The sequence below is a fragment of the Pseudundibacterium arcticum genome (assembly GCF_042646465.1).
In the GTDB taxonomy this organism is placed as follows: Bacteria; Pseudomonadota; Gammaproteobacteria; order Burkholderiales; family Burkholderiaceae_D; genus Undibacterium_A; species Undibacterium_A arcticum.
The window spans coordinates 35,111-55,976 of record NZ_JBHRTP010000022.1; the positions used below are offsets into that span (position 1 = coordinate 35,111).

The following is a 20,866-nucleotide window of genomic DNA, read 5'->3' on the forward strand; positions in this document are numbered from 1 at the left end:
GCAGTCCCGGGGCGGCAGACGCTCACGCTAACGCACCAGCTGATTGATCTCGATGATCGGCATCAGCACCGCCAGCACGATCAGCAGCACTACCACCCCCATCGCCAGGATCAGCGCCGGCTCCAGCAGGCCGGCGATGGTCAGCGTGCGGCGCTCCAGATCCTGCTCCTGTGCGCTGGCGGCGCGGTCCAGCATCGCCGGCAGTTCGCCGGTAATTTCGCCGGCGCGAATCATGTGAATCAACATCGGCGGAAAATGCTTCTGCACCGACAACGCGCGCGCCAGGCTGACCCCTTCCCGCACGCTGTTCGAGGCTTCCTCGACCAGCTCGCGCATCGCGACATTAGACAGCGTGTCGCGACTGGTCTCCAGCGCGCGCAGGATCGGCACCCCGGAGCCGGTGGTGATCGCCAAGGTGCTGGCAAAGCGCGCGGTATTCAGGCTGCGCTCGAACTTGCCATACAGCGGTGCGGTGAGCAGCCAGGTATGCCAGCGCCGCTTGATCACCGGATTCTTCAGCGCGCGGCGCCACGCATACAAGGCCGCTCCCACCAGCAGCAGCAGATAGATGCCGTAGTGACGGACGAAATCCGAAATCGCCAGCATGATCACGGTCAGCAGCGGCAGTTTCTGTTTGGTGTTGGCAAACACCGACACGATCTGCGGCACGACATAGGTCAGCAAAAAGATCACGATCGCGAACGCGACTACGGTGACGATGGCGGGATAGGTGAACGCCAGCTTGACCTTTTGCACCAGCGCATTGCGCCGTTCGATATAGTCGGCCAGGCGCGACAATACGCGCGACAGCTGCCCGATCTGCTCGCCGGATGCGACCAGCGCACGGTAGATATCGGCAAAGTCGCGCGGGTGGCGCGACAGCGCGTCGGAAAACGACACCCCCCCCATCACCTCGGAGCGGATCGACGCGATCAGGTCGCGCAAATAAGTGCGCTCGGCCTGCTCCAGCAACGCCGACATCGCCTGTTCCAGCGGCAAGCCGGCTTCCAGCAAACTGGCCAGCTGGCGGGTGAACAGCGCCAGTTCGGTGGTCGACAGTTTTTCGCCAAAACGCAGGCCGGCACCGGAACCGGCCGCATCGACCTGGGTGGTGATGGCATCGATCGCGACGGTGACCAGGCCTTGTGCACGCAGGTCGGCCCGCGCGGCCCGCGCGCTGTCGGCGCTGACCACGCCTTTCTTGGTAACGCCGGTCGGATCGACGGCTTCGTAGCGGAATGCTGGCACGGTCTACCCTAGTCCTTCGTCACGCGCAGCAGCTCGGTCTGGGTGGTGGTGCCATCCATCACCCAGCGCTCGCCGTCTTCGCGCATGGTGCGCATGCCGTCCTGCTGGGCGGCGGTGCGGATCTCGGCCTCGGACGCCTGGTTGTGGATCTGGGCTCGGATCTGCTCGGTGGTGGTTAACAACTCGTAGACCCCGACCCGGCCCTGATAGCCGGTATGACCGCATTGGTCGCAACCGACCGCCTGCCAGCTCTGGCCGTCGAAATGGCGGCAATGCGGGCACAGTTTGCGTACCAGCCGTTGTGCCACCACTCCGAGCAGCGACGACGACAGCAAAAACGGTTCGATGCCCATATCGAGCAGACGCGTCACCGCGGCCGCCGAATCGTTGGTGTGCAGCGTCGCCAGCACCAGGTGACCGGTCAGCGAGGCTTGCACCGCGATTTGTGCCGTTTCCAGATCACGGATCTCGCCGATCATGATCACGTCCGGGTCCTGCCGCAGAATCGCCCGCAGCGCCTTGGCAAAACTCATGTCGATACGCGGATTGACCTGGGTCTGGCCAACGCCTTCGAGGTCGTATTCGATCGGGTCCTCGACCGTCAGGATATTGGTGGTGGTCGAATTCAAGCGCGACAGCGCGGCGTACAGCGTGGTGGTCTTGCCGGAACCGGTCGGCCCGGTCACCAGCACGATGCCATGCGGCTGGTTCAGCAAATGGTCGAACTGCGGCAAGGTCGATTCGCTCATGCCCAGGTGCGACAGGTCGAGCCGGCCGGCTTCCTTGTCCAGCAAGCGCAGCACCGCGCGTTCGCCGTGGCCGGTCGGCAGGGTCGAGACCCGCACGTCGACTGGCTTGCCGCCAACCCGCAAGGTAATGCGGCCATCCTGCGGCAAGCGCTTCTCGGCGATGTCGAGCTGGGCCATGATCTTGATGCGCGAAATCAGCGAGGCGTGGATCGCCTTCTTCGGCCGCACGATGTCACGCAAGCTGCCGTCGATCCGGAAACGCACCACCGAGATCTGCTCGAATGGCTCGATATGGATATCGGATGCACCATCACGCAGCGCCTGCGTCAGCAGCACGTTGATCATGCGGATTACCGGCGCATCATCGGCCGATTCCAGCAGATCCTCGATCGCCGGCAGATCCTGCAACAGCTTGGTCAGGTCGACGTCGGCCTCGAACTCGCCGACCACCTGCGACGCATCGCCGCCGGAACCGGCATAGGCGCTGGCGATCGCTTCCTCCAGCTCGGTGCGGGCCATCGACTTCAGTTTGACACGACCAAAGCGACGGCTGACCTCGGCGATCGCGGTCGAGGGCGTCGCATCCGACACCCACAGTTCGACCGCGCTGCCGGCGGCCTCGCTACGCATCGCCAGCAGCGAAAAGTCGCGCGCAAAAGCGTAGGGTAAAAGACGGGCATCTGTCATGGCATTACTCGTTGCAGTGATTTCACTTCGGCTTCGCGAACTGCGTTGGCGATGGCGTCGAGGGCTGCGCCGCTTCGCCGCTGCCCGGCACAGGCGCGGTGGGCCGCATCAAACTGTCAATCGCGGGCGGAATCGGCTTCACCAGGTTGCCGCCGACCGGCTGGCCGTCCTGCAGCGGCGGCAGAATCGGTGCGCCGGTATCGGGCAACAGAATCGTCTTTTCCGGCTGGCTCGCCATTTGGGTGCCACGAACGTAGTCGTAACGATCGCTGACCAGGCTGCTGCTCTGCTCGGTACTTCGAATCACTACCGGTCGCAGGAACACCATCAGGGTGCTTTTCTTGCGGCCACGGGTCTGGTACTTGAACAGGTTGCCGATAATCGGAATATCGCCCAGGCCGCGCACCTTCTCGACGCCATCGCTCACATTGTCGGAAACCATGCCACCCAATACGATGATTTGTCCGTCGTCGGCCAGCACATTGGTCTCGATCGAGCTTTTGTTGGTGATGATGCCGGCGGCATTGGTGGTGCTGTCGACGCTGGATTTTTCCTGATAAATTGCCATCTTGATGGTACCGCCTTCGGATACCTGCGGCCGTACCCGTAACGACAGGCCGACGTCCTTGCGCTCGATGGTCTGGAACGGGCTGACGCCGGCGCTACTGCTTGCGCCGGGTGTCGTGTACTGGCCGGTGATGAACGGCACGTTCTGGCCGACGATGATCTTCGCTTCCTCGTTGTCGAGCGTGATCAGGTTCGGGGTCGACAAGATATTGGTATTGGCATCGTTTTCGAGCGCATGCGCAATTGCACCGAGGCCGAGCTTGCCACCGATCTGGCGAAAGATGCCGATCGAAAGGCCGTTGCCTGGGGCCACCGGGGCGGCCGCGGTTTGTGTCGCGAGGTTGATGATGTTGTTACCACCAGTTGAAAACGAGGTACCGCCGCCGATCCGGTAATTGCTGGTGCTGTCGCCGGACAAGCCGAGCCACTGGATGCCGAATTCTGCGGCCTTGTCGGCACTCACTTCCGCGATCATCGATTCGATATACACCTGGGCGCGGCGCACGTCGAGCATGTCGATGACGGTGCGCAGGTTGCGATACACCGGTTCGCTGGCCGTGATGATCAGGGTGTTGGTCGAGGCATCGGCCTGGATGAAGCCGGCCGCGCCACCGCTCGCCAGCGAAGTCGGCGTAGCGGATGGCGGCGTGGGGCTAGCGCCGCCCTGCATCCCACCGGTGGGCGTGGGTGACGGCGTGCTCGGTGCCGGCGTCGCAGCCGGTGCCGAGCCGTCGGACGAGACCACCGAGCGCAAGGTCTGCGCCAGCTTCACTGCTTCCGCGTTTTTCAGGTAGACCACATGCACGTTGCCGGGCTGGGTGGTTGGCTGGTCGAGCTTCGCGATCAATGTCTTGGCCAAGTTGGCGCGGGCCAGCGACGGCGCGCGCACGATCACCGAATTGGTGCGTGGATCGGCCAGCAGGTTGATGCGGCCCGCATCGGCGGCGCCGGGAACCGCACTGCCCGGCTCCAGCAGCTTGTTGGCCATCACCGCGATATCGCTGGCGACTGCATAACGCACCGGCACCACGTCCAGATCGCCGCTGGCGGGCGCATCGAGTGCAGCGATGATCTTGCCGAGCCGCTTCAGGTTATCGGCGTAATCGGTAATGATCAGCGTGTTGTTGCCGGGGTTGGCATTAATCGTGTTGTTCGGCGAAATCAGTGGCCGCAATACGCTCAGCAGATTGGTCGACGATTCGTAATTGAGGCGGAATATCTGGGTCGCGATCTGGTCACCCTTGACGCTGGCACCGCCGGTCTGGGTCGGCGCCGCCTGCAGCTTGGCGTCCGCTTCCGGCACCACCTTGGTAAACCCCTCGGTGGTCACCACGGCAAAACCCTGCAGTCGCAATGCCGAGCTGAGCAGGCTGAACGCTTGCGCCTTGGTCACCGGCTTTTCGGATACCAGGTTGATCGTGCCCTTGACGCGCGGATCGATGATGAAAGTGATATTGGTGTAATGACCGACCGCCTTGACCACCGATTCGATGTCGGCACCGACGAAATTAAGTACCGCTTCATTGGCCGGCGGATTGGCTGGCGGCGCCGCAATCGATGGCGTTAGTACCGCAGCGGCGCACAGCAAGAGTGCCGTCGCGCTGCGTCGTTGCCAGTGGCGCAGCATGTTGTGGCGGCCGGAATTTTGCGCGATTATTGGTCTGTTTTTCATCATTTGAACTCTAGTCCGATTACGGTCTTGTCACCTTCTTTACGGCGCTGGCCCAGCAAATTCAATAAATTAGCCAACGTCTCCTGTTGTCCTGCCTCGGCCTCGGCCTTGCCCGAAAACTGCAAACGGCCGTTGCGCAGCGCGCCGGTACCGGACAGCAGCAATGGGCCTTTGATGGTCTTCAATGCCAGGCTGGCGTGTTGCCCGCGCCAGTCGATCGTCATCTGATACGCGCCGAGCGGTTTGATCGGGGACAAGCGCGACGCGATATTACTCAAATCCATCGTCATCGCTCCCACCACATCCAGCGTCCGATCCTGGCGCGTCAGTTGCAACGCACCCCACGACAGCTTCATCTGCCCCGACGGCGCCAGCGTATTCAGCGGCGCGCCCAGACCGGCCAGGCGCTCCGCCGGCAGTGTAATCGCATCGGCGCTGACCTGCCACTGGCTCCAGCTGCCGGTGATGCTCAACGGCCGCGCAAATGCTGACGGATTGTCCAGTTGCAGATCGACTTGCCCGAGCAACAACAAGGGCGAGATGCGCCAGTCGAATCGGCCCGGCAGCAGCGGCGTGACCGGCCCCTTGCCGCTGGGCGCGCCACCGATGAACGCCGAACCTCGCCATATCGTGCCCTGTACATCGCCCAGAGTCAAACGACCGGCAGTTTGCGCCTCCAGCACCGGTGCGATCCAGGCTGCAGGACAAAATGCCAGCACGGTAATCGCGACAGTCAGCAGCGCCAATAGCAGCCATGTCAGCAGCTGCCGCACTGAGGGTCCTCGTGCCCGTTGCCGTCAATATCGCTATCAATAGCGCTTTCAATAGCGCTTTCAATAGCGCTTTCAATGCCGTTCGCATTGTCGCTGCTGCATGACTTTTTGACCATAGTTTTATTCGCTCTTTTGCTGACGCAGCGTGATGTTGGCGTCGACCATGCCGACCGCGGGCAGCGCGGTGATGCTGGCGTCGATCACCGACAGCCGGGCCGTTTTTTGTGCCTCGTCGAGCCAGTCTATCAGCGCGCCAAACGACGCTGACGTCAGCTGCACTTTGGCAAAATCGCCGCTCATCACCACGCTCTGCGCGCTCAGACCCTTGCGCTGCAACCCGGCCTCGACGCTCTGTTTAGTCATGGGCGGCACGCTGACGGCGGCCTTGCCGGATAGCGCGGCGGCTTCCTGCGCCAGCGCCTGCATGGTGGCGACCTGTTGCCGCAGCAGCGGCAGATTCTTGTTGGCCTGCACCCGCCCGCTGAGTGCCGGATCGATCAGCAGCGCATACAACAGGCCAAGCACGACGATCACCGCGGCAGCCCCCAACATCGTGCGCTCGCGCGCGTTGCGCATGGCCCAGAATCCAGCCAGCGCCAGTTTGAATTGATGGGCGACATCACCGCCGCCATGGCTCTTGCTGGTCCCGTTCATGCCCGCGCCTGTAGTCTGGTTGGAGTTATTGCGGCTTTAGTGCCGGTGTCAGGTTCAGTTGTTGGCTTCATTTTCCGCTCCGGATCTGCCAGGCACCGCCGGCCGTTTGCGCCACCGACAGATTGCGCGCGGCAAGCGCGGATTTGATAGCATCCACCGTCAGCTTGTTATCCGGCTTGAGCTTGACCAACAAACTGCGCTCGCGGTATTCCAGCGACGCAATGCCGGACGCGCCGGCAGGCGATCCGCCCTCAGCACTCTTGCCTTGCATCACACCGGACCAGACTTCGCCGAAAGCCGCAGCCAGCGCCGTGAAATCATCCGGCGCCGACTGGCCGGCATTGTGTTTGGCGATTGCGAGCTTCTGCTGCATCTGCACCATCGGATCGACGATCACGGTTTCTTTCGGATACGCCGATTTGAAGGTCTGTACCATCGCGTTGCGCAGGCTATCGCCCTCGCGCTTCATACGCCACCACTCGATGTTCAGGCCGACGACATTGATCACCACGATCAGCAAGCCAAGGCCGAGCGGCCAGCGCCAGCGATACCAGTCGATGCTCGATCCGCCGCCCAAGCCGAGTTCCGGCATCAGGTCCAGCGTCGCTGCGCGTGCCCCGGCAATCCAGTACGACCATTGATCAGCTTCGACCGTCATATTCTGATCGGCGAGACGGCGGTAGTCGCCGACTTCGGTGGCCGGCACATACAGCGTCACCGCCGCTGCCGGCACGATCACGCGCAGGTTTTGCAGCACTTCCTGGGCACGTGCTTCATCGTGTTCCGGCAGCACCGGCAAGCCGATGCCCTCCTGCGCCGACAGCCGCAGCGTCAGTTCGACCTCGTTGCCTTCGCTGACTGCGGCCGTCACTTGGCCGGACTGATATGGCAGACACAGTTGTGCCGGCAGCATCTCGACCCGGCGTGCGCCCAAACTGGTCAGACTATTTGCCAGCTGTGTCAACCAGGCGCGCTGTGCTACCGCGACGGTGCGCACGCCTTCCGCTGCGGGATCGGCTGCAGCGGCAACCAGCACGCAGTCGGCCGGATCGGAAATGAGCTGGTCCTCGACCAGACTGCGCAGTGCAGCCTTCAGTCTCGGCGCCGACAGCGGCGGCGCCGTCACCCGCAACAGGCTCACGTCGCTGGCAGCCAACAACAGCACCACGCGTTTGGCTTCTGCAATCAGGCCGGACAAGGCCGACAGCGCCGAACTGCCTTCACGCAAAATTGCGCCGGCGTCCGACACCCAGGCGAACGGACAGGCCAGTGTGGTTCCAGGCGGCGCATGGTCGGCTGCGGCTTTCGAGGGGTGGCATATATACAGTGTGCTCAAGAGGTTCCCTTTGTATTTTTATATTTTTAGTTTTCTCGTATCCACAAGACCTTGGGATTACCGCCGCTGCGATCGATCAGCGCCCGCATTTCCTGCGTTGCGCGGTCCAGGCGAACCTTGCCATACACGATAAAAAAATCAGTACTGACCGACACATTTTCCGTTGCAATTTGCTTGCCCGGCAAGCGCTGCGCAATCTGGTTCGGATCGCTGAAGTAGGCCCGGTCGCGGCCGGCCACCAGTGCCGTGGCATCCGCCAGCGACAGTGTATCAATTCTGGCCGCGATGACCTCGGCCGACGCGGTATTGACATTAATCGGTCTGATTCCCGGCAGGATCACGACATAATCCTTTACGCTGTTGACCGTGTCGGCGGTAAAGCCCGGCACCGCCAGCAGGTCGTCGACCTGCGTCAGTGCGATCGCTGAGGCGGCCTGCGCTTTGGCGTTGCCGGTCGGGACCGCGGTGTCGCTGGTTCCGCTGGTAGCGCCGGTAAGTCCGGCACCGGTCATCCCGGGCTCGGAGGCGGATGGTGCCGCTGCAGTGGCAGGCGGCTTTGCCGTCGCGTCACCGCCGGAAACCAGCTTCTTTTGCGCCGCCGCCACCGCGTCGGCCGTCGCCATCGCCAGCGCCGGGCTGGCATGCAGATTGGTCAGCAGACGCGCAAAGACCGCGACCTCCTTTGGCTTGACCACCCCGTTTTCGGCCAGGTTGTTCAGGTTAAAGCGCGACTGCGCATCGACCACATTGCCGCTCAACGTGGCGTCGCTGGTATCGCTGTCGGAACGGCCCTTTTCAACGTAGTCGTCGAGCCGGGTGTCGGCCAACGGTGTCGCCCACGGCTCACCCAGATGATCCACATTCGAACTTCTTGCGTCTTCACGCAAGATCAGCCGCGACCAGTCGAGCGCGCCGCGCAGAATCCATTTGGCCTGCAATTGCAGCCGCTGGTTTTCCATCGAGCGCACCTGCACCTGTTGCTGCCAGAACAGACTGGCGACAATCGTGATCGCCAGCGTGGTCAGCAACAGCGCCGTCACTACCGCCACCCCGCGTTGCGGCGCCAGCGGCCTCACACCGCCCCCAACAGAAAGACCTTGCTCATGCCGCCATCGCGGCCGGTTTGTGTCAACTCGAGTTCGAGGCCGGTGGCCTGGTTCAGGTTGGCCGCGCCCTTGCCCGATTGCGCACTGGCGGTGGCCGTGGCCCAAGGGCCGTTGCCAGCCCAGTAGCGCATGGTCATCGATGCGACATTGGTTTGCAGGGCCACCGCCTGCGTGTTGTCGGTGTCGCCCAAGGTCGCGCTCCAGATGGCATCGAGTTCGGCCAGATCGCGGACGGCGGTTGATTCGCGCCGCTCCAGCACGCCGTCGCGGATGCGATAGGCCACGACCTGCAATCGGGTCGGCTGGTTCTCGGCCAATGTCGTGCGCACCAGAGTCAGGCGGCCGTCGTCGGCGGCCAGCACCGGCCGTCCGGCAATATTGGTGGTGTTGGCGATATGTTCGCCATCGCTTTGCAGTTGCGCGAACGCCAGCTGCATGCCACGGGTCTGTTCCAGATCGCTGGTGAGCGCAACGCGCGCGCGCGCGATGCCATCCAGTCCGCGCCAGCCGAGCACCGCGACGATCGCGAGGATCGTGATCGCGACCAATAGCTCGATCAGAGTGAAACCTGTACTGGAGTTTTTCATAGGCTTAGAGATGGGGCACCACCTGCACCAGCTTGATGATGCGCCGCTCCGGACTGAGCGTATCGAATACGCTGACTTCGACCCGCCGGAAGTTGGGGTTTGGCGTCGCGATCACTTCTTCCTCGCACACCAGTTTCAGCTCGCCCTGCGGACATTCGGACGAATTCTTGCCGATCGGCGGCCAGTCATGTGCGAGTCGGATTTGCACCAGATGATTCTCGGCCGCCCAGGTCGCCATCATGCTCGCGCGCAAGCCGCTGCTGTTTTGGGTCAGGCTGCCGACCGCGCGCAGACTGGCACCGAGCGCGGTGGCGACGATGATCAGTGCCACCAGCACTTCGAGCATGGTGAAACCGCTGGCGCGGTGGCGGTGGCGATGGCTCATGTCATTCGACCACAAAATGCCCGATGCCATCGGCGCGGATCGCGACACTGGCATCGCCGGCCGAGAAGGTCAGCACAAAAGGTTTGTCGACCGGTTCGCGGCCAAAAACGATGCGCATCGGATTGGTTTGGGTCGATAGTTGCGGGTTGATCGACAGCGTGACCGGGGCGCGCTGAAACTCGCGTTCGCGCAGCAGATCGTCCTGCGCCTGCGTGATGATGTTCCAGCTATTGTCGTCGCGCACCAGAAAACGGTAACGCTGCGGCTCGGCCTCGAACGCGACCGGACGATTGCGCACGATCGCCTCATCGCGCGCCAGTTGCAGCAGCAGGGCGATGCGCTGCGCCTCGTTCTGCAATGCCTGGCGGTCGCTCGGCATCGCGTTGAAGGCGGCCACGCCCAGCGTGATGCCGACGATCACCAGCACCACCAGCAATTCAATCAGCGTGAAGCCGCGCGCTCCGCCCATGCCGCACCCCGGCGAATCCTGCCTGAGGATTTGCCGCCGTCGTGCAGTGCCGTTGCTTATAATTCCCACGAGCCGATGTCGGCATCGTTGCCGGCGCCGCCCGCCTGACCATCCGCACCGAAGGAGAACACATCGATTTCACCCTTGATGCCGGGCGACAGGTATTGATAGGCATTGCCCCACGGATCTTTCGGCAGCTTGTCGATATAGCCGCCGGTCTTCCATCCGTTCGCGGCCGGACCGGTGGTCGGCTTCACGATCAAGGCTTGCAGACCCTGTTCGGTGGTTGGATAGCGCTGGTTGTCGAGCTTGTACAGCTTGAGCGCCTGCATCACGGTCGCGATGTCCTGCTTGGCGGCGATGATGCGTGCATCGTCGGTGCGCCCCATCAGCTTGGGCACCACCAGCGCGGCCAGAATGCCCATGATTACGACCACGACCATGATCTCAATCAGCGTGAAGCCGCGCGCGATAGCGCGAACCAGTGGGCGGCGAGCGGCGGGAAGTTGTGTTGTGATCATAGGAAAATTGTTGTCAACAAGAAATCAAAAATCAAAGTATAAGGCCGAAGTGGGATTTGAACCATGCTGCGCGCATTTGGCAATTGATATTTTTGATGCGGAGCAATGGCAACTGACAGATGTGACAGCATAATTTATCTAAAGTGCCGATGTTAACGGCTACTGGCGTTAGTGAGCGATTGCAATATTCGGTCGAGGTTCGTCAGCATCGCGCACCGCAGTCACACACGACAAGGAGTTCGCAATGTCATTGCACCATGCCGACTCAGGCGAATTGCTGCATCTGGATCCGGCGCCCGCGCCTCTGTCGGAATTTTCGTCGATCGCGCTGATCAAGACCGAACAGCTGGAAGTCATCCGAATGACGATGCCGACCGGCAAGAAAATGCCCGAGCACCAAGTCCCCGGAGCGGTCACACTCCAATGCCTGGCCGGTTCGATCGAACTGAGCGCGCATGGCCGCGCCATCCAGCTCGGGGCCAACGACCTGGTCTACCTGGCTGGCGGCGCACCGCACGCCTTACTGGCGCTTGAAAACTCGACCGCGCTGCTGACCATCTTGTTGCACCCAGCCTAGGCGCGCCGGCACCCCGTCCGTGCTCCGGGTTCAGGTTTTAGCTGCGATCGACCTCGTCGCGCGCATCGCGTGCCAGCAAGCGCGTCACCATGTCGCGCGGCGAATCGCCATCGAACAACACGCCGGCCACCGCATTGGTGATCGGCATCTCGACCCCATACTGCTGCGCCAGCGCCCGCACTGCCTGCGCGCAGCGCACCCCTTCCGCGACGTGACCCAGTTCGGCGACGATCGCGTCCAGCGTCTGGCCTTGCGCCAGGCCGAGGCCGACCTTGCGGTTGCGCGACAGGTCGCCGGTGCAGGTCAGGATCAGGTCGCCGACGCCGGTCAGGCCCATGAAGGTTTCGGCGCGCCCGCCGAGCGCAACGCCGAGCCGCGTGATTTCGGCCAGCCCGCGTGTGATCAGCGCGGCGCGCGCGTTCAGTCCGAGGCCGAGGCCGTCGGCAACGCCGGTCGCGATCGCCAGGATATTCTTGACTGCGCCCCCGACCTCGACACCGACCACATCGTCGGTGGAATAGACCCGTAGACTGCCGCTATGCACCGCCGCTACGACCCGTTCGCGCAATGCGGCCGACTCCGATGCGATGGTCAGCGCGCACGGCGCGCCGCGCGCGACTTCCTGGGCAAACGAAGGCCCCGACAAGGCGCCGCCTGCGACGTCCGCACCCAATACCTCGCGCACGATTTGGTGCGGCAACAGCCGGCTGTTTTCTTCGAAACCCTTGCACAGCCAGACCAGGTTCGCGATCGCCGTCCCCTGCAACCGCTGCGCCAATGGCCGCAGGCCGGCGACCGGACAGGCCGCAATCAGCAGCGAGCCCGCTCGGCTCGCCGTCGATGCCACATGGTCGATCGCAGCGTCGAAATCGGCCGTCACCGTCAGCGCATCAGGCAACCTGAATCCTGGCAAATACGGGTGGTTCTCGCGCCGGGTTGCCAGTTCGCCCATGACGGCCGGGTTGCGGCCCCACAGCATTACGTCGTGGCGGGCGGCGAGCGCCATCGCCATTGCACTGCCCCAGGCACCGGCGCCGAGCACGGTGATGTTCATGCGATGACTGGCTTGGTCGGCGGAATGGCTTTGCATGGTGCCTCTTCTGGATTGGATCGTGAATTATACTGGCAGGTGTATATATCTAATTCGCCCAAATCACATGGGGCGCAGCCGTATTTTCGAGCATACTGCCGCCATTTTGATCGTGACCGGGAATCGGGCGCGCCAATCCGACGCCCGATCGAAGACTAATCGCCCCAAACTTCAGACGCCTTGACGTAACCGCTCTGGCCGTCGCGATGCTTGACCTTGAGCCAGCTCGAACTGACCGGTTCGGCCAGATCGAGCAATACGCCCTTGTCGGCACTGAACACGATGGCCGCCGCTTCGTCGGCGCTGCTGCGTATCTTGGCATTGGCGACGGTGACGACCACGCTGCGCTTGCTAACCAACGCATGCGACTCGACCCAGGACAAGCCGCCGACAGCGTCGCGCACCTTGCTCCATTCGCCGTAAGTCAGGATCACTTCGACCGGCATGCCGCGCGGGGCGACAAAGACTTTGATGCCTTTGGCCGAGGGCGCGTCATACAGCACCGCGGGCGCGGCACCGATCGCCCTGAACTCGACCGCATGCACCGCGGCGGCGGCCAGCAGCAGCGTCGCGAAGGTGACGACACGAGGGGATTTGATGCCTGGGAAGTTCATGCGGCGCCTTCAGCAGAATGTGCTACCGGAGCGCGCTGCCCGAACCGCCATCAGCCTGACTGGCTCTGGCACACATGGCGCACGCCGGCGCGTGTGGTGATTCAACTTGGAACCTGATGGCGAGCCTGCCGGTCACCATGCAATGCATCGTGGCCGCAGGTCGCCTCAAGGCCGACTTAGTTCAGTGTCGGGCTCGCTGCTTCGGTGCTTGGCACTGCTGCGCCGTTGCCCTGCTGCGCGGCGCCGGACTGCTGGCGCTGCTGGTAGAACACTTCAAAATTGATCTCGGCCAGATGCACTGGCGGGAAGCCGGCACGGGTGATGGCGTCGGCAATATTGGCACGCAGGTAAGGATACAGGATGTTCGGGCAGCCGATTCCGAGCAGCGGGTCGAGCTGGTCGGCCGGAATATTGCGTGCTTCGAAAATACCGGCTTGCTTGCCTTCGACCAGGAACGCGACCTTGTCGTTGATCTTGGCGGTGACGGTGATGGTGACGCTCGATTCGAAGATCGCTTCGGCCAGTTGTTCGGCGCCGACGTCGACCGACACTTCGATCGTTGGTGCGCTTTGCTCAAGGAAAATGGCCGGTGAGTTCGGCTGTTCCAGCGACAGATCCTTCAGGTACACGCGTTGAATTTGGAATACGGGTTGCAGATTTTCGTCAGCCATGAAACGCTTTCAATGAGATTGGGAATGGACGGCATTGCCATCCGGGAGTTATGTGGTCGGAGCGCTCAGAAAACCGGTGCGGACGGCGCGGCATCAAGGCAATGGATAGCGCCGTACCAAGGTACGGCGAGCAAACCAGACTTGATAAGGCGCGGCGCGGCAGGATCATAAGACCACCTCAACTACCTTGCAGCAAAGGCAGTAGTTTGCCAGCCTTGTCGAGCGCCGACAAGTCGTCAAATCCGCCGACGTGAGTTTCGCCAATATAAATCTGCGGTACCGTACGGCGGCCGGTTCGTTCCATCATCGCCTCGCGCTGCCCCGGCTCCAGGTCGATACGAATCTTTTCGATCGCGTCGACTCCCTTCGACTTCAGCAGCCGCTCCGCCATCACGCAATACGGGCACACGGCGGTGCCATACATTAAAACGGGGTTGGTCATGTCATTAATCCTGTTTCATTTCTGCTTGTTTCAGCTTATTTCTGCTTGTTTCAGCTTATTTCAGCTTGTTTCTGCTTTATTGCTATTCATTTCACAGTCGGCAGGCCCTGCGCCTGCCATGCAGCGAGGCCGCCGCCGAGGCAAGAAACCTCGGCAAAACCGGCCTTCTTGAGTTGCGCCTCGGCCTTGGCCGACCGCGTGCCGGTTTGGCAGACCACGATCAGTGGTTTGGCTTTCGACTTTTCCAGTTCGCCGATCCGGTTTGGCAATTCCACCAGCGGGATGTTTTTTGCGTCACGCAGATGACCGGAGGCAAACTCGGCCGGTTCCCGCACATCCAGGATGGTGGTACGGCCCTTGTTGATCAGTTGTGTTGCTTGCAACAACGACAGTGTGCTGCCGCGGCGCTGCAGGCTTGGAAACAGCAGCGCGCCGCCCGCGACCAGGGCAATGCCGATCAGAAAAATATTGTCTACGATGAATTTCACGGATTTCCAATGGTTTAAGTCAATCCTGCCATTATAAAATAGATGGCAGGATGCGATGGGATCACGATTCCCGGCGACCGGAAATCTCGGTAAGTCAACGCACACATTGTCCAATCACTAGCCAATCTCCCCTATGTATAAAATTGTTTTCATGCGTCACGGCGAATCCACCTGGAACCTCGACAACCGCTTCACCGGCTGGACCGACGTCGACCTGACCGCCAAGGGCGAAGCCGAAGCGCGCGAGGCCGGCAAGCTGTTGCGCGAAGCCGGATTCAGCTTCGACCTGACCTACACCTCGGTGCTGAAGCGCGCGATTCGCACGCTCTGGCTGACGCTCGACGAAATGGACCTGATGTGGCTGCCGATCGAGCATGACTGGCGCCTGAACGAGCGCCATTACGGTGCGCTGCAGGGCCTGAACAAGGCCGAAACCGCCGCATTGTATGGCGACGAGCAGGTGTTGGTGTGGCGCCGCAGCTATGACACTCCGCCCGACCCGCTCGACGTCAACGATCCGCGCACCTCGTACCACGACCCGCGCTACGCCGGTCTCAAGCGCGAACAGATCCCGCTGACCGAATGCCTGAAAGATACGGTGGTGCGCGTGATGCCGGCCTGGGATGACGCGATCGCACCGGCCATCCGCAGCGGCAAGCGGATCCTGATTTCAGCCCACGGCAACAGCCTGCGCGCGCTGATCAAGATGCTGGACGGGATCAGCGATCAGGATATCGTCGGCCTGAACATTCCGAATGGCCAGCCGCTGGTGTATGAACTGGACGCCGACCTGAAGCCGATCCGCCACTACTACCTGGGCGATCCGGCCGCAATCGAGGCCGCGCAGCAGGCAGTCGCGAGTCAGGGCAAGGCGCGATAATTTTCACCGTCATCCACACCTGCATCCACCCCGTCATCCGCGCCGGCAGGTTGACCGCTGCCTGCCGCAGCGGCCGGCTTAGCGCTGCCGCCGGGCGGCTGCTGGCCGTCTGCGGCATCGCGACGCTATTGCTATCGCTGTCCGGCAGCACGTTGGCGGCCAGCAAGGTCACCGAACGCAGCAAGCAAAAAAGTGCGGCCGAGGCGGAACGTGCCGAGTTGCACGACCAGCTGCGGAGCCTGAAACGCGATATCAGCCAGACCGAGAGCGCCAGGGACAGTGCGACCGACACCCTGGCCGAATCGGAAGCCGCCATCTCGGACGCCAATCGCTCGCTGCGCGAGTTGGGCGACGAGCAGAGCCAGACCCGTGCGCGGCTCGAACAATTGTCGAAACAGCAAATCGACCTGAGCAATGTTATTGCATCCCAGCAACAACGCCTCGCGAAACTGCTGCGCGAACACTACGTCGCCGGCAACGAGGACCGGATCAAATTGTTGTTATCCGGCGACAACCCGAACCGTATCAACCGCGACCTGCAATACATGGGCTATCTGTCGCAGGCCCAGGCGCGGCTGGTGACGTCACTGCGCGCCAACCTGCAGGCAGTCGAAAGCAACAAGGCCGCGACCCAGAACGCGAACGACGAACTGGACGAAATCGCCCAGGAAGAACGCGACCAGCGCGCGCTGCTGCTCAAGGAACAGGCGCGCCGCGCCACGCTGCTGGCGCAACTGTCCAGCAAGTTGAGCGCGCAGCGCAAGCAGGCCGGCAATCTGCAACGTGACGAGCAGCGCCTGTCCGGACTGGTCGACAAACTGGCACTATTGGTCGAACAACAACAGAAGGCCGATGCGGCGGCCCAGGAAAAACGCCGCCAACAGCAACAGGCGCAGGCCAAGGCACGCGAGCTGGAGGCGCGCAACCAGGCACAACGAGAACGCCAGCGGTCGCGCCAGGCCGCCGGCAAGATCAAGCCGGCCAATCCGGACGCCATCGACGATGACGAGCCAGCGGCCAGGGTGGTGGCGCAACACGATGGCAAGAGCGACGCCAACGCCGACCGTAGCAATGAATCAAAGAATGAACTAAGCGCGGACGCCAGCCTCCAAGGAGCGGCCTTCGCGCAGTTGCGCGGTCGGCTGCGACTGCCGGTGCGTGGCACGCTGGCGGCAAAATTCGGCAGCACGCGCGACGACGGCCCGAGCTGGAAGGGGCTGTTCATCCGTGCCGCCGAAGGGAGCGAGATCAAGGCAGTGGCCGGCGGCCGGGTGGTATTTGCCGACTGGCTGCGCGGTTTCGGCAACCTGCTCATCATCGATCATGGCGGCCAATACATGACGATCTATGGCAATAATCAAAGCTTGTTCAAGCGTGCCGGCGACGCCATCAAGAGCGGCGAACCCATTGCCAGCGCAGGTAATAGCGGCGGCAATGAACAATCGGGTTTATACTTTGAAATGCGGCATCAAGGCCGCGCGTTCGACCCGCTCGGCTGGGTCAGACTGAGCAATTAAGTTTGGCAAATAAGTTTGGCAATTAAGTTCAGCAAATAAGTTTGACCAATAAGTTTGGTAAATGCGCCTGGCAAATACGCCAGGCAAAAAAAGCTGGACAACTACTAGGTGAACCATGGGCAGCAAACTCAAGAATTTCAGTCTGATCGGTTTAGGCATGATTGCCGGTGTTGCGGCGTCGATGCAGTTTTCGGCGATGGCGCAAAAAAACGCCGGCGCGCCGCTGCCGCTCGATGAGCTGCGCCAGCTGGCCGATGTATTCGGCCTGATCAAGTCCGATTATGTCGAACCGGTCGAAGACAAGAAGCTGCTGACCGAGGCGATTTCCGGCATGGTGGCGTCACTCGACCCACACTCCGCCTATCTCGACAAGAAGGCATTCAAGGAGCTGAAGGAAGGCACCCAGGGCAAATTCGTCGGCCTCGGCATCGAGGTCGGGATGGAAGACGGCTACGTCAAGGTGATCTCGCCGATCGAGGACTCACCGGCCTACCGCGCCGGGATCAAGGCCGGCGACCTGATCACGCGGCTCGATTCGACTCCGGTCAAGGGCCTGACGCTGGACGAGGCGGTCAAGAAAATGCGCGGCGAACCGGGCAGCAAGATCACGCTGACCATCGCCCGCAAGGATGAGGACAAGCCGATCATCGCGACTATCACGCGTGAAGAAATCCGGGTCCAGAGCGTCAAGGGCAAGGTGGTTGAGCCCGGCTATGTCTGGCTGCGCATCGCGCAATTTCAGGAACCCACGGTCGACGATCTGGCCAAGAAAATCAATGCGTTGTACACCCAGGAGCCGCATCTGAAGGGTCTGGTACTCGATCTGCGCAACGATCCGGGCGGCGTGCTGCCGGGCGCGATCGGCGTCGCCGCTGCCTTCCTGCCGAAGGATGTAGTGGTGGTGTCGACCAACGGCCAATTGCCGGATTCGAAAGCCACTTTCTATGCCAAACGCGAGTTTTACGCATCGCGCGGCACCGGCGATCCGTTGTCAAAGCTGCCGGATGCGGTCAAGAAAGTGCCGATGGTCGTGCTAGTCAATACCGGCTCGGCTTCTGCGTCCGAAATCGTGGCCGGCGCGCTGCAGGACTACAAGCGCGCGACCATCATGGGCACCCAGAGCTTCGGCAAGGGCTCGGTCCAGACTATCCGCCAACTATCGCTCGACACCGCGGTCAAGCTGACCACCGCGCGGTATTACACACCGAACGGTCGCTCGATCCAGGCCAAGGGCATCGTGCCGGACCTGATGGTCGATGAATACGCTGACGGCGACGGCCTCAATGGCCTGCGGGTGCGCGAGGCCGATTTGCAGAAACATCTGAGCAATGACCTCGACAAGGTGCCGGAAGCAGTCAAGGTGAAACGCGACGAACTGGAAGAAGAGCAGCGCCTGATCGCACAGGAACGCAAGCGCAAGCCGCTCGATTACGGCAGCAAGGAAGACTTCCAGCTGGCACAAGCGCTGAACCAGCTGAAAGGCCTGCCGGTGCAACTGTCGAAGGTCAAGGAAGAGCCGAAGAAGGAAATGTCGATCAATGACAAGAAAGACGACAAGAAGAATGGCGTGAAGAAGTAAGCTGTTGGTCGGCCATGGCGACAGCCGACAGGCGCCGAATGAAGGCCGCAGCAATGCGGCCTTTTGTTTTGTGGGAGCCTGACGGCATATCGCAGCCAACCCAAATTTGCTTATTTGCGCTTAAATACGCCCACCACAATACGCCCACCACACCCATCCAACGCCATGAACGACAACCAGCTGCTGCGCTACTCGCGCCATATCCTGCTCGATGAAATCGGCATCGAAGGCCAGTCCCGCCTTCTGGCCGCGCATGCGCTGGTAATCGGCGCTGGCGGACTCGGCTCGCCAGTGGCCTTGTATCTCGCATCGGCCGGCATCGGCCGGATCACGCTGGTCGACAATGACAGCGTCGACCTGACCAATCTGCAGCGCCAGATCCTGCACAACACCGAGCGCGTCGGCCAGCCGAAGGCGCATTCGGGCCAACGGACGCTGGCCGCCATCAATCCGGAAGTCGCGGTGCTGGCGCTGACCGAGCGGCTGGCCGGCGAACGCCTGCACGAACTGGTGCGCGGCGCCGACGTGGTGCTCGATTGCAGCGACAACTTCTCGACCCGCCATGCGATCAACCAGGCCTGCGTCACCAACCAGGTGCCCTTGGTGTCCGGTGCGGCGATTCGTTTCGACGGTCAGATCAGCGTGTTCGATCCGCGCCGTGCCGATTCGCCCTGCTACGCCTGCCTGTTTCCGCCGGAGCAGCAATACGAGGAAGTCGCGTGCGCGACGATGGGCGTATTCGCGCCGCTGGTGGGCATCATCGGCAGCATGCAGGCGGCCGAAGCGCTGAAACTGGTGGCAGGCATCGGCCAGTCGCTGGCCGGGCGGCTGCTGCTGCTGGATGCCCTCGGCATGGAGTGGACCTCGATCGCGATTGCCCGCAATGCCGGCTGCAGCGTATGTGGTGCAGACCACCACGCCGGCAACCCCCACCCCTGATCCGGATCGTCATTTGTTGCGCAAGTGGGCATAGAAACGCCACGGCCTCGCCACCACTCTCAACACTAGTAACATCGCCCGGCCCAGCCTGAAAAACGGATTCAGCTGAAGTCTGTGACCGATCCGACAAGGCGGCGCCTGACCTGCTATTGTGTAATAGGGACTTTTGCCCGATGCACCGGGCATCGTTGATCGGCAACGCCAGCCTGGCAGGGATGGGCTGGTCGCAACATTGACAGGAGGCAAGTATGCGTGTGGACATTTACAAACGCTCGGAAAGCGCAGGGCAATTCAGTTATCTCGCCGTGCCGGAAGGAAAACTGATTCCGCAAGAGGCGACCAACACCGACTGGGAACCGGCCGAGCGCAGCGTCGACCTGGATGACAACGCCGATGCCTTGCCGCGCTTTTCGATTGCGGGGTTGCGGCAGCAAATCGATGCCAAAGGCTATGCGATCACCGCCGTGGCCAGTCTCAACGGCGACGGTCAAAGCCGCTAACGCCGGGCCTGGTTCAGCGCAATGCTGAACCAGGTCGCATGCCATATTGGCTACTCTCTGGATACTGTTACAGCACGCAGTGCCTGGACCGCAGGCATTGCGACCCGGACACCGGTATCGCGCGCCATCCGTCATCCGGAACAACAAAGTATGGCCGCATCGAGACAGGAGACCATCATGATTGCCTTGCATCACATCACCCGCCCGCTCGCGCTGTCCCTTGCCGTGGCGGCGCTTGTATCGTCGCTACCGTCACTGCCGGCAATGGCGGCCGATACCGCACCGGATCAGATCATGATCAATAGCGGCGACCTCAAATGGGAGAATGCACCGCCGTCGATGCCCAAGGGAGCCAAGGTCGCGGTACTGTCCGGCGACCCGAGCAAGGCAGGACCGATCGTGGTGCGCCTGAAGCTGCCGGCCGGCTACAAGGTGCCGCCGCATTGGCACACGCAGACCGAGAACCTGACGGTCATTTCCGGCACGCTGTATATGGGCATAGGCGACAAGATGGACACGGCGCATGCGCACGCACTCAAGGCTGGCGGTTTTCATGTCTTGCCGGGCAAGACCCATCACTACGCCTTCACCAAGTCGCCGACGGTGGTGCAGAACAATGGCGAAGGGCCGCTCGATATCGTCTACATTAACCCGGCCGACGATCCGCAGAAGTCCGCCGCGCAGTAGCCGGACTGGCGGATTGAAACCGCGGGCCATAGGTAAGCAGGCAATTGCAATGGACAAGACCCGCGATGCAGCGACGCATCGCGGGTCTTGTCCATTGCGGTCAGCCTCAGTGCAGTGCGCGGCTGCGG

At 62.0% G+C, this 20,866-nt stretch carries 24 protein-coding genes; 8 read left to right on the top strand and 16 right to left on the bottom strand.

What is annotated here, in order from left to right; genetic code table 11:
- Positions 1-27: 27 nt before the first annotated feature.
- The 11 genes from gspF to gspG all read right to left on the bottom strand — a co-directional run bounded on the left by gspF (position 28) and on the right by gspG (position 10,754).
- Positions 28-1,248, bottom strand: coding sequence for a type II secretion system inner membrane protein GspF (gene gspF / locus ACFOFO_RS07775; RefSeq protein ID WP_390322080.1), 1,221 nt, complete (start codon positions 1,246-1,248; stop codon positions 28-30).
- An 8-nt stretch (positions 1,249-1,256) separates the two neighbouring features.
- Positions 1,257-2,684: a type II secretion system ATPase GspE gene (gspE, locus tag ACFOFO_RS07780; protein WP_390322079.1), complete on the bottom strand. Its 1,428-nt coding sequence runs from the start codon at positions 2,682-2,684 to the stop codon at positions 1,257-1,259.
- A gap of 22 nt (positions 2,685-2,706) precedes the next feature.
- On the bottom strand, positions 2,707-4,923 hold the full coding sequence (gene gspD, locus ACFOFO_RS07785; protein WP_390331322.1) for a type II secretion system secretin GspD: 2,217 nt from the start codon (positions 4,921-4,923) through the stop codon (positions 2,707-2,709).
- Positions 4,923-5,696 carry a type II secretion system protein N gene (locus ACFOFO_RS07790; RefSeq protein WP_390322076.1) on the bottom strand — a complete coding sequence of 258 codons (774 nt, stop codon included), beginning with the start codon at positions 5,694-5,696 and terminating at the stop codon, positions 4,923-4,925. Before ACFOFO_RS07790 ends, gspD begins: the two co-directional genes overlap by 1 nt.
- A 120-nt stretch (positions 5,697-5,816) precedes the next feature.
- The gene (gene gspM, locus ACFOFO_RS07795; RefSeq protein WP_390322074.1) at positions 5,817-6,350 is read right to left on the bottom strand and encodes a type II secretion system protein GspM; all 534 of its coding nucleotides are present in this window, start codon (positions 6,348-6,350) and stop codon (positions 5,817-5,819) included.
- Positions 6,351-6,417: 67 nt separating this feature from the next.
- Positions 6,418-7,686 carry a type II secretion system protein GspL gene (gene gspL / locus ACFOFO_RS07800; protein ID WP_390322073.1) on the bottom strand — a complete coding sequence of 423 codons (1,269 nt, stop codon included), beginning with the start codon at positions 7,684-7,686 and terminating at the stop codon, positions 6,418-6,420.
- Positions 7,687-7,712: 26 nt separating this feature from the next.
- Positions 7,713-8,762: a type II secretion system minor pseudopilin GspK gene (gspK, locus tag ACFOFO_RS07805; protein ID WP_390322072.1), complete on the bottom strand. Its 1,050-nt coding sequence runs from the start codon at positions 8,760-8,762 to the stop codon at positions 7,713-7,715.
- Positions 8,759-9,379: a prepilin-type N-terminal cleavage/methylation domain-containing protein gene (locus tag ACFOFO_RS07810; RefSeq protein ID WP_390322070.1), complete on the bottom strand. Its 621-nt coding sequence runs from the start codon at positions 9,377-9,379 to the stop codon at positions 8,759-8,761. The genes gspK and ACFOFO_RS07810 overlap by 4 nt, the downstream gene beginning before the upstream one ends.
- A 4-nt stretch (positions 9,380-9,383) precedes the next feature.
- The gene (gspI, locus tag ACFOFO_RS07815) at positions 9,384-9,764 is read right to left on the bottom strand and encodes a type II secretion system minor pseudopilin GspI (protein ID WP_390322069.1); all 381 of its coding nucleotides are present in this window, start codon (positions 9,762-9,764) and stop codon (positions 9,384-9,386) included.
- Between the two features lies 1 nt (position 9,765).
- The gene (gene gspH / locus ACFOFO_RS07820; RefSeq protein ID WP_390322067.1) at positions 9,766-10,233 is read right to left on the bottom strand and encodes a type II secretion system minor pseudopilin GspH; all 468 of its coding nucleotides are present in this window, start codon (positions 10,231-10,233) and stop codon (positions 9,766-9,768) included.
- Between the two features lie 56 nt (positions 10,234-10,289).
- The gene (gene gspG, locus ACFOFO_RS07825) at positions 10,290-10,754 is read right to left on the bottom strand and encodes a type II secretion system major pseudopilin GspG (protein WP_390322065.1); all 465 of its coding nucleotides are present in this window, start codon (positions 10,752-10,754) and stop codon (positions 10,290-10,292) included.
- A gap of 10 nt (positions 10,755-10,764) precedes the next feature.
- On the opposite strand from gspG, the gene ACFOFO_RS07830 reads away from it, so the two are divergent.
- Together ACFOFO_RS07830 and ACFOFO_RS07835 are read left to right on the top strand one after the other, a co-directional pair.
- Positions 10,765-10,887 carry a hypothetical protein gene (locus ACFOFO_RS07830; protein ID WP_390331299.1) on the top strand — a complete coding sequence of 41 codons (123 nt, stop codon included), beginning with the start codon at positions 10,765-10,767 and terminating at the stop codon, positions 10,885-10,887.
- Between the two features lie 111 nt (positions 10,888-10,998).
- A complete protein-coding gene (locus ACFOFO_RS07835) occupies positions 10,999-11,331 on the top strand; it encodes a cupin domain-containing protein (protein WP_390322064.1) in 333 nt (110 codons plus the stop codon).
- A 37-nt stretch (positions 11,332-11,368) separates the two neighbouring features.
- Here ACFOFO_RS07835 and ACFOFO_RS07840 read toward each other — a convergent pair whose 3' ends face one another.
- The 5 genes from ACFOFO_RS07840 to ACFOFO_RS07860 all read right to left on the bottom strand — a co-directional run bounded on the left by ACFOFO_RS07840 (position 11,369) and on the right by ACFOFO_RS07860 (position 14,636).
- Complete coding sequence (locus ACFOFO_RS07840; RefSeq protein ID WP_390327841.1) at positions 11,369-12,385, bottom strand: NAD(P)H-dependent glycerol-3-phosphate dehydrogenase; 1,017 nt, start codon at positions 12,383-12,385, stop codon at positions 11,369-11,371.
- A 191-nt stretch (positions 12,386-12,576) separates the two neighbouring features.
- Complete coding sequence (locus tag ACFOFO_RS07845) at positions 12,577-13,035, bottom strand: SH3 domain-containing protein (RefSeq protein ID WP_390322063.1); 459 nt, start codon at positions 13,033-13,035, stop codon at positions 12,577-12,579.
- Between the two features lie 176 nt (positions 13,036-13,211).
- Positions 13,212-13,706, bottom strand: coding sequence for a protein-export chaperone SecB (gene secB / locus ACFOFO_RS07850; RefSeq protein WP_390322062.1), 495 nt, complete (start codon positions 13,704-13,706; stop codon positions 13,212-13,214).
- A gap of 178 nt (positions 13,707-13,884) precedes the next feature.
- On the bottom strand, positions 13,885-14,148 hold the full coding sequence (gene grxC / locus ACFOFO_RS07855; RefSeq protein ID WP_390322061.1) for a glutaredoxin 3: 264 nt from the start codon (positions 14,146-14,148) through the stop codon (positions 13,885-13,887).
- An 86-nt stretch (positions 14,149-14,234) separates the two neighbouring features.
- Entirely contained in the window at positions 14,235-14,636 is a 402-nt protein-coding gene (locus ACFOFO_RS07860; RefSeq protein ID WP_390322060.1) for a rhodanese-like domain-containing protein, read from the bottom strand.
- A gap of 133 nt (positions 14,637-14,769) precedes the next feature.
- On the opposite strand from ACFOFO_RS07860, the gene gpmA reads away from it, so the two are divergent.
- The 6 genes from gpmA (at position 14,770) to ACFOFO_RS07890 (ending at position 20,738) form a co-directional block, all read left to right on the top strand.
- The gene (gene gpmA / locus ACFOFO_RS07865) at positions 14,770-15,516 is read left to right on the top strand and encodes a 2,3-diphosphoglycerate-dependent phosphoglycerate mutase (protein ID WP_390322059.1); all 747 of its coding nucleotides are present in this window, start codon (positions 14,770-14,772) and stop codon (positions 15,514-15,516) included.
- Between the two features lie 116 nt (positions 15,517-15,632).
- Entirely contained in the window at positions 15,633-17,033 is a 1,401-nt protein-coding gene (locus ACFOFO_RS07870) for a murein hydrolase activator EnvC family protein (protein ID WP_390327840.1), read from the top strand.
- Positions 17,034-17,148: 115 nt separating this feature from the next.
- Complete coding sequence (locus ACFOFO_RS07875; RefSeq protein ID WP_390322058.1) at positions 17,149-18,612, top strand: S41 family peptidase; 1,464 nt, start codon at positions 17,149-17,151, stop codon at positions 18,610-18,612.
- A 165-nt stretch (positions 18,613-18,777) separates the two neighbouring features.
- Positions 18,778-19,551, top strand: coding sequence for a HesA/MoeB/ThiF family protein (locus ACFOFO_RS07880; protein WP_390322057.1), 774 nt, complete (start codon positions 18,778-18,780; stop codon positions 19,549-19,551).
- Positions 19,552-19,799: 248 nt separating this feature from the next.
- Complete coding sequence (locus tag ACFOFO_RS07885; protein WP_390331301.1) at positions 19,800-20,051, top strand: DUF6139 family protein; 252 nt, start codon at positions 19,800-19,802, stop codon at positions 20,049-20,051.
- A gap of 177 nt (positions 20,052-20,228) precedes the next feature.
- The gene (locus tag ACFOFO_RS07890; RefSeq protein ID WP_390322056.1) at positions 20,229-20,738 is read left to right on the top strand and encodes a cupin domain-containing protein; all 510 of its coding nucleotides are present in this window, start codon (positions 20,229-20,231) and stop codon (positions 20,736-20,738) included.
- The last annotated feature ends 128 nt before the right edge of the window (positions 20,739-20,866 follow it).

Coding starts and splice junctions, on each gene's coding strand:
- ACFOFO_RS07840 (WP_390327841.1), bottom strand. CDS start 12,385: ATGAACATCACCGTGCTCGGCGCCGGTGCCTGGGGCAGTGCAATGGCG.
- gspH (WP_390322067.1), bottom strand. CDS start 10,233: ATGGGCGGAGCGCGCGGCTTCACGCTGATTGAATTGCTGGTGGTGCTG.
- ACFOFO_RS07810 (WP_390322070.1), bottom strand. CDS start 9,379: ATGAAAAACTCCAGTACAGGTTTCACTCTGATCGAGCTATTGGTCGCG.
- gpmA (WP_390322059.1), top strand. CDS start 14,770: ATGTATAAAATTGTTTTCATGCGTCACGGCGAATCCACCTGGAACCTC.
- gspM (WP_390322074.1), bottom strand. CDS start 6,350: ATGAACGGGACCAGCAAGAGCCATGGCGGCGGTGATGTCGCCCATCAA.
- ACFOFO_RS07835 (WP_390322064.1), top strand. CDS start 10,999: ATGTCATTGCACCATGCCGACTCAGGCGAATTGCTGCATCTGGATCCG.
- grxC (WP_390322061.1), bottom strand. CDS start 14,148: ATGACCAACCCCGTTTTAATGTATGGCACCGCCGTGTGCCCGTATTGC.
- ACFOFO_RS07875 (WP_390322058.1), top strand. CDS start 17,149: ATGGGCAGCAAACTCAAGAATTTCAGTCTGATCGGTTTAGGCATGATT.
- secB (WP_390322062.1), bottom strand. CDS start 13,706: ATGGCTGACGAAAATCTGCAACCCGTATTCCAAATTCAACGCGTGTAC.
- ACFOFO_RS07890 (WP_390322056.1), top strand. CDS start 20,229: ATGATTGCCTTGCATCACATCACCCGCCCGCTCGCGCTGTCCCTTGCC.
- ACFOFO_RS07880 (WP_390322057.1), top strand. CDS start 18,778: ATGAACGACAACCAGCTGCTGCGCTACTCGCGCCATATCCTGCTCGAT.
- gspI (WP_390322069.1), bottom strand. CDS start 9,764: ATGAGCCATCGCCACCGCCACCGCGCCAGCGGTTTCACCATGCTCGAA.
- ACFOFO_RS07845 (WP_390322063.1), bottom strand. CDS start 13,035: ATGAACTTCCCAGGCATCAAATCCCCTCGTGTCGTCACCTTCGCGACG.
- gspD (WP_390331322.1), bottom strand. CDS start 4,923: ATGAAAAACAGACCAATAATCGCGCAAAATTCCGGCCGCCACAACATG.
- gspG (WP_390322065.1), bottom strand. CDS start 10,754: ATGATCACAACACAACTTCCCGCCGCTCGCCGCCCACTGGTTCGCGCT.
- ACFOFO_RS07885 (WP_390331301.1), top strand. CDS start 19,800: ATGCGTGTGGACATTTACAAACGCTCGGAAAGCGCAGGGCAATTCAGT.
- gspE (WP_390322079.1), bottom strand. CDS start 2,684: ATGACAGATGCCCGTCTTTTACCCTACGCTTTTGCGCGCGACTTTTCG.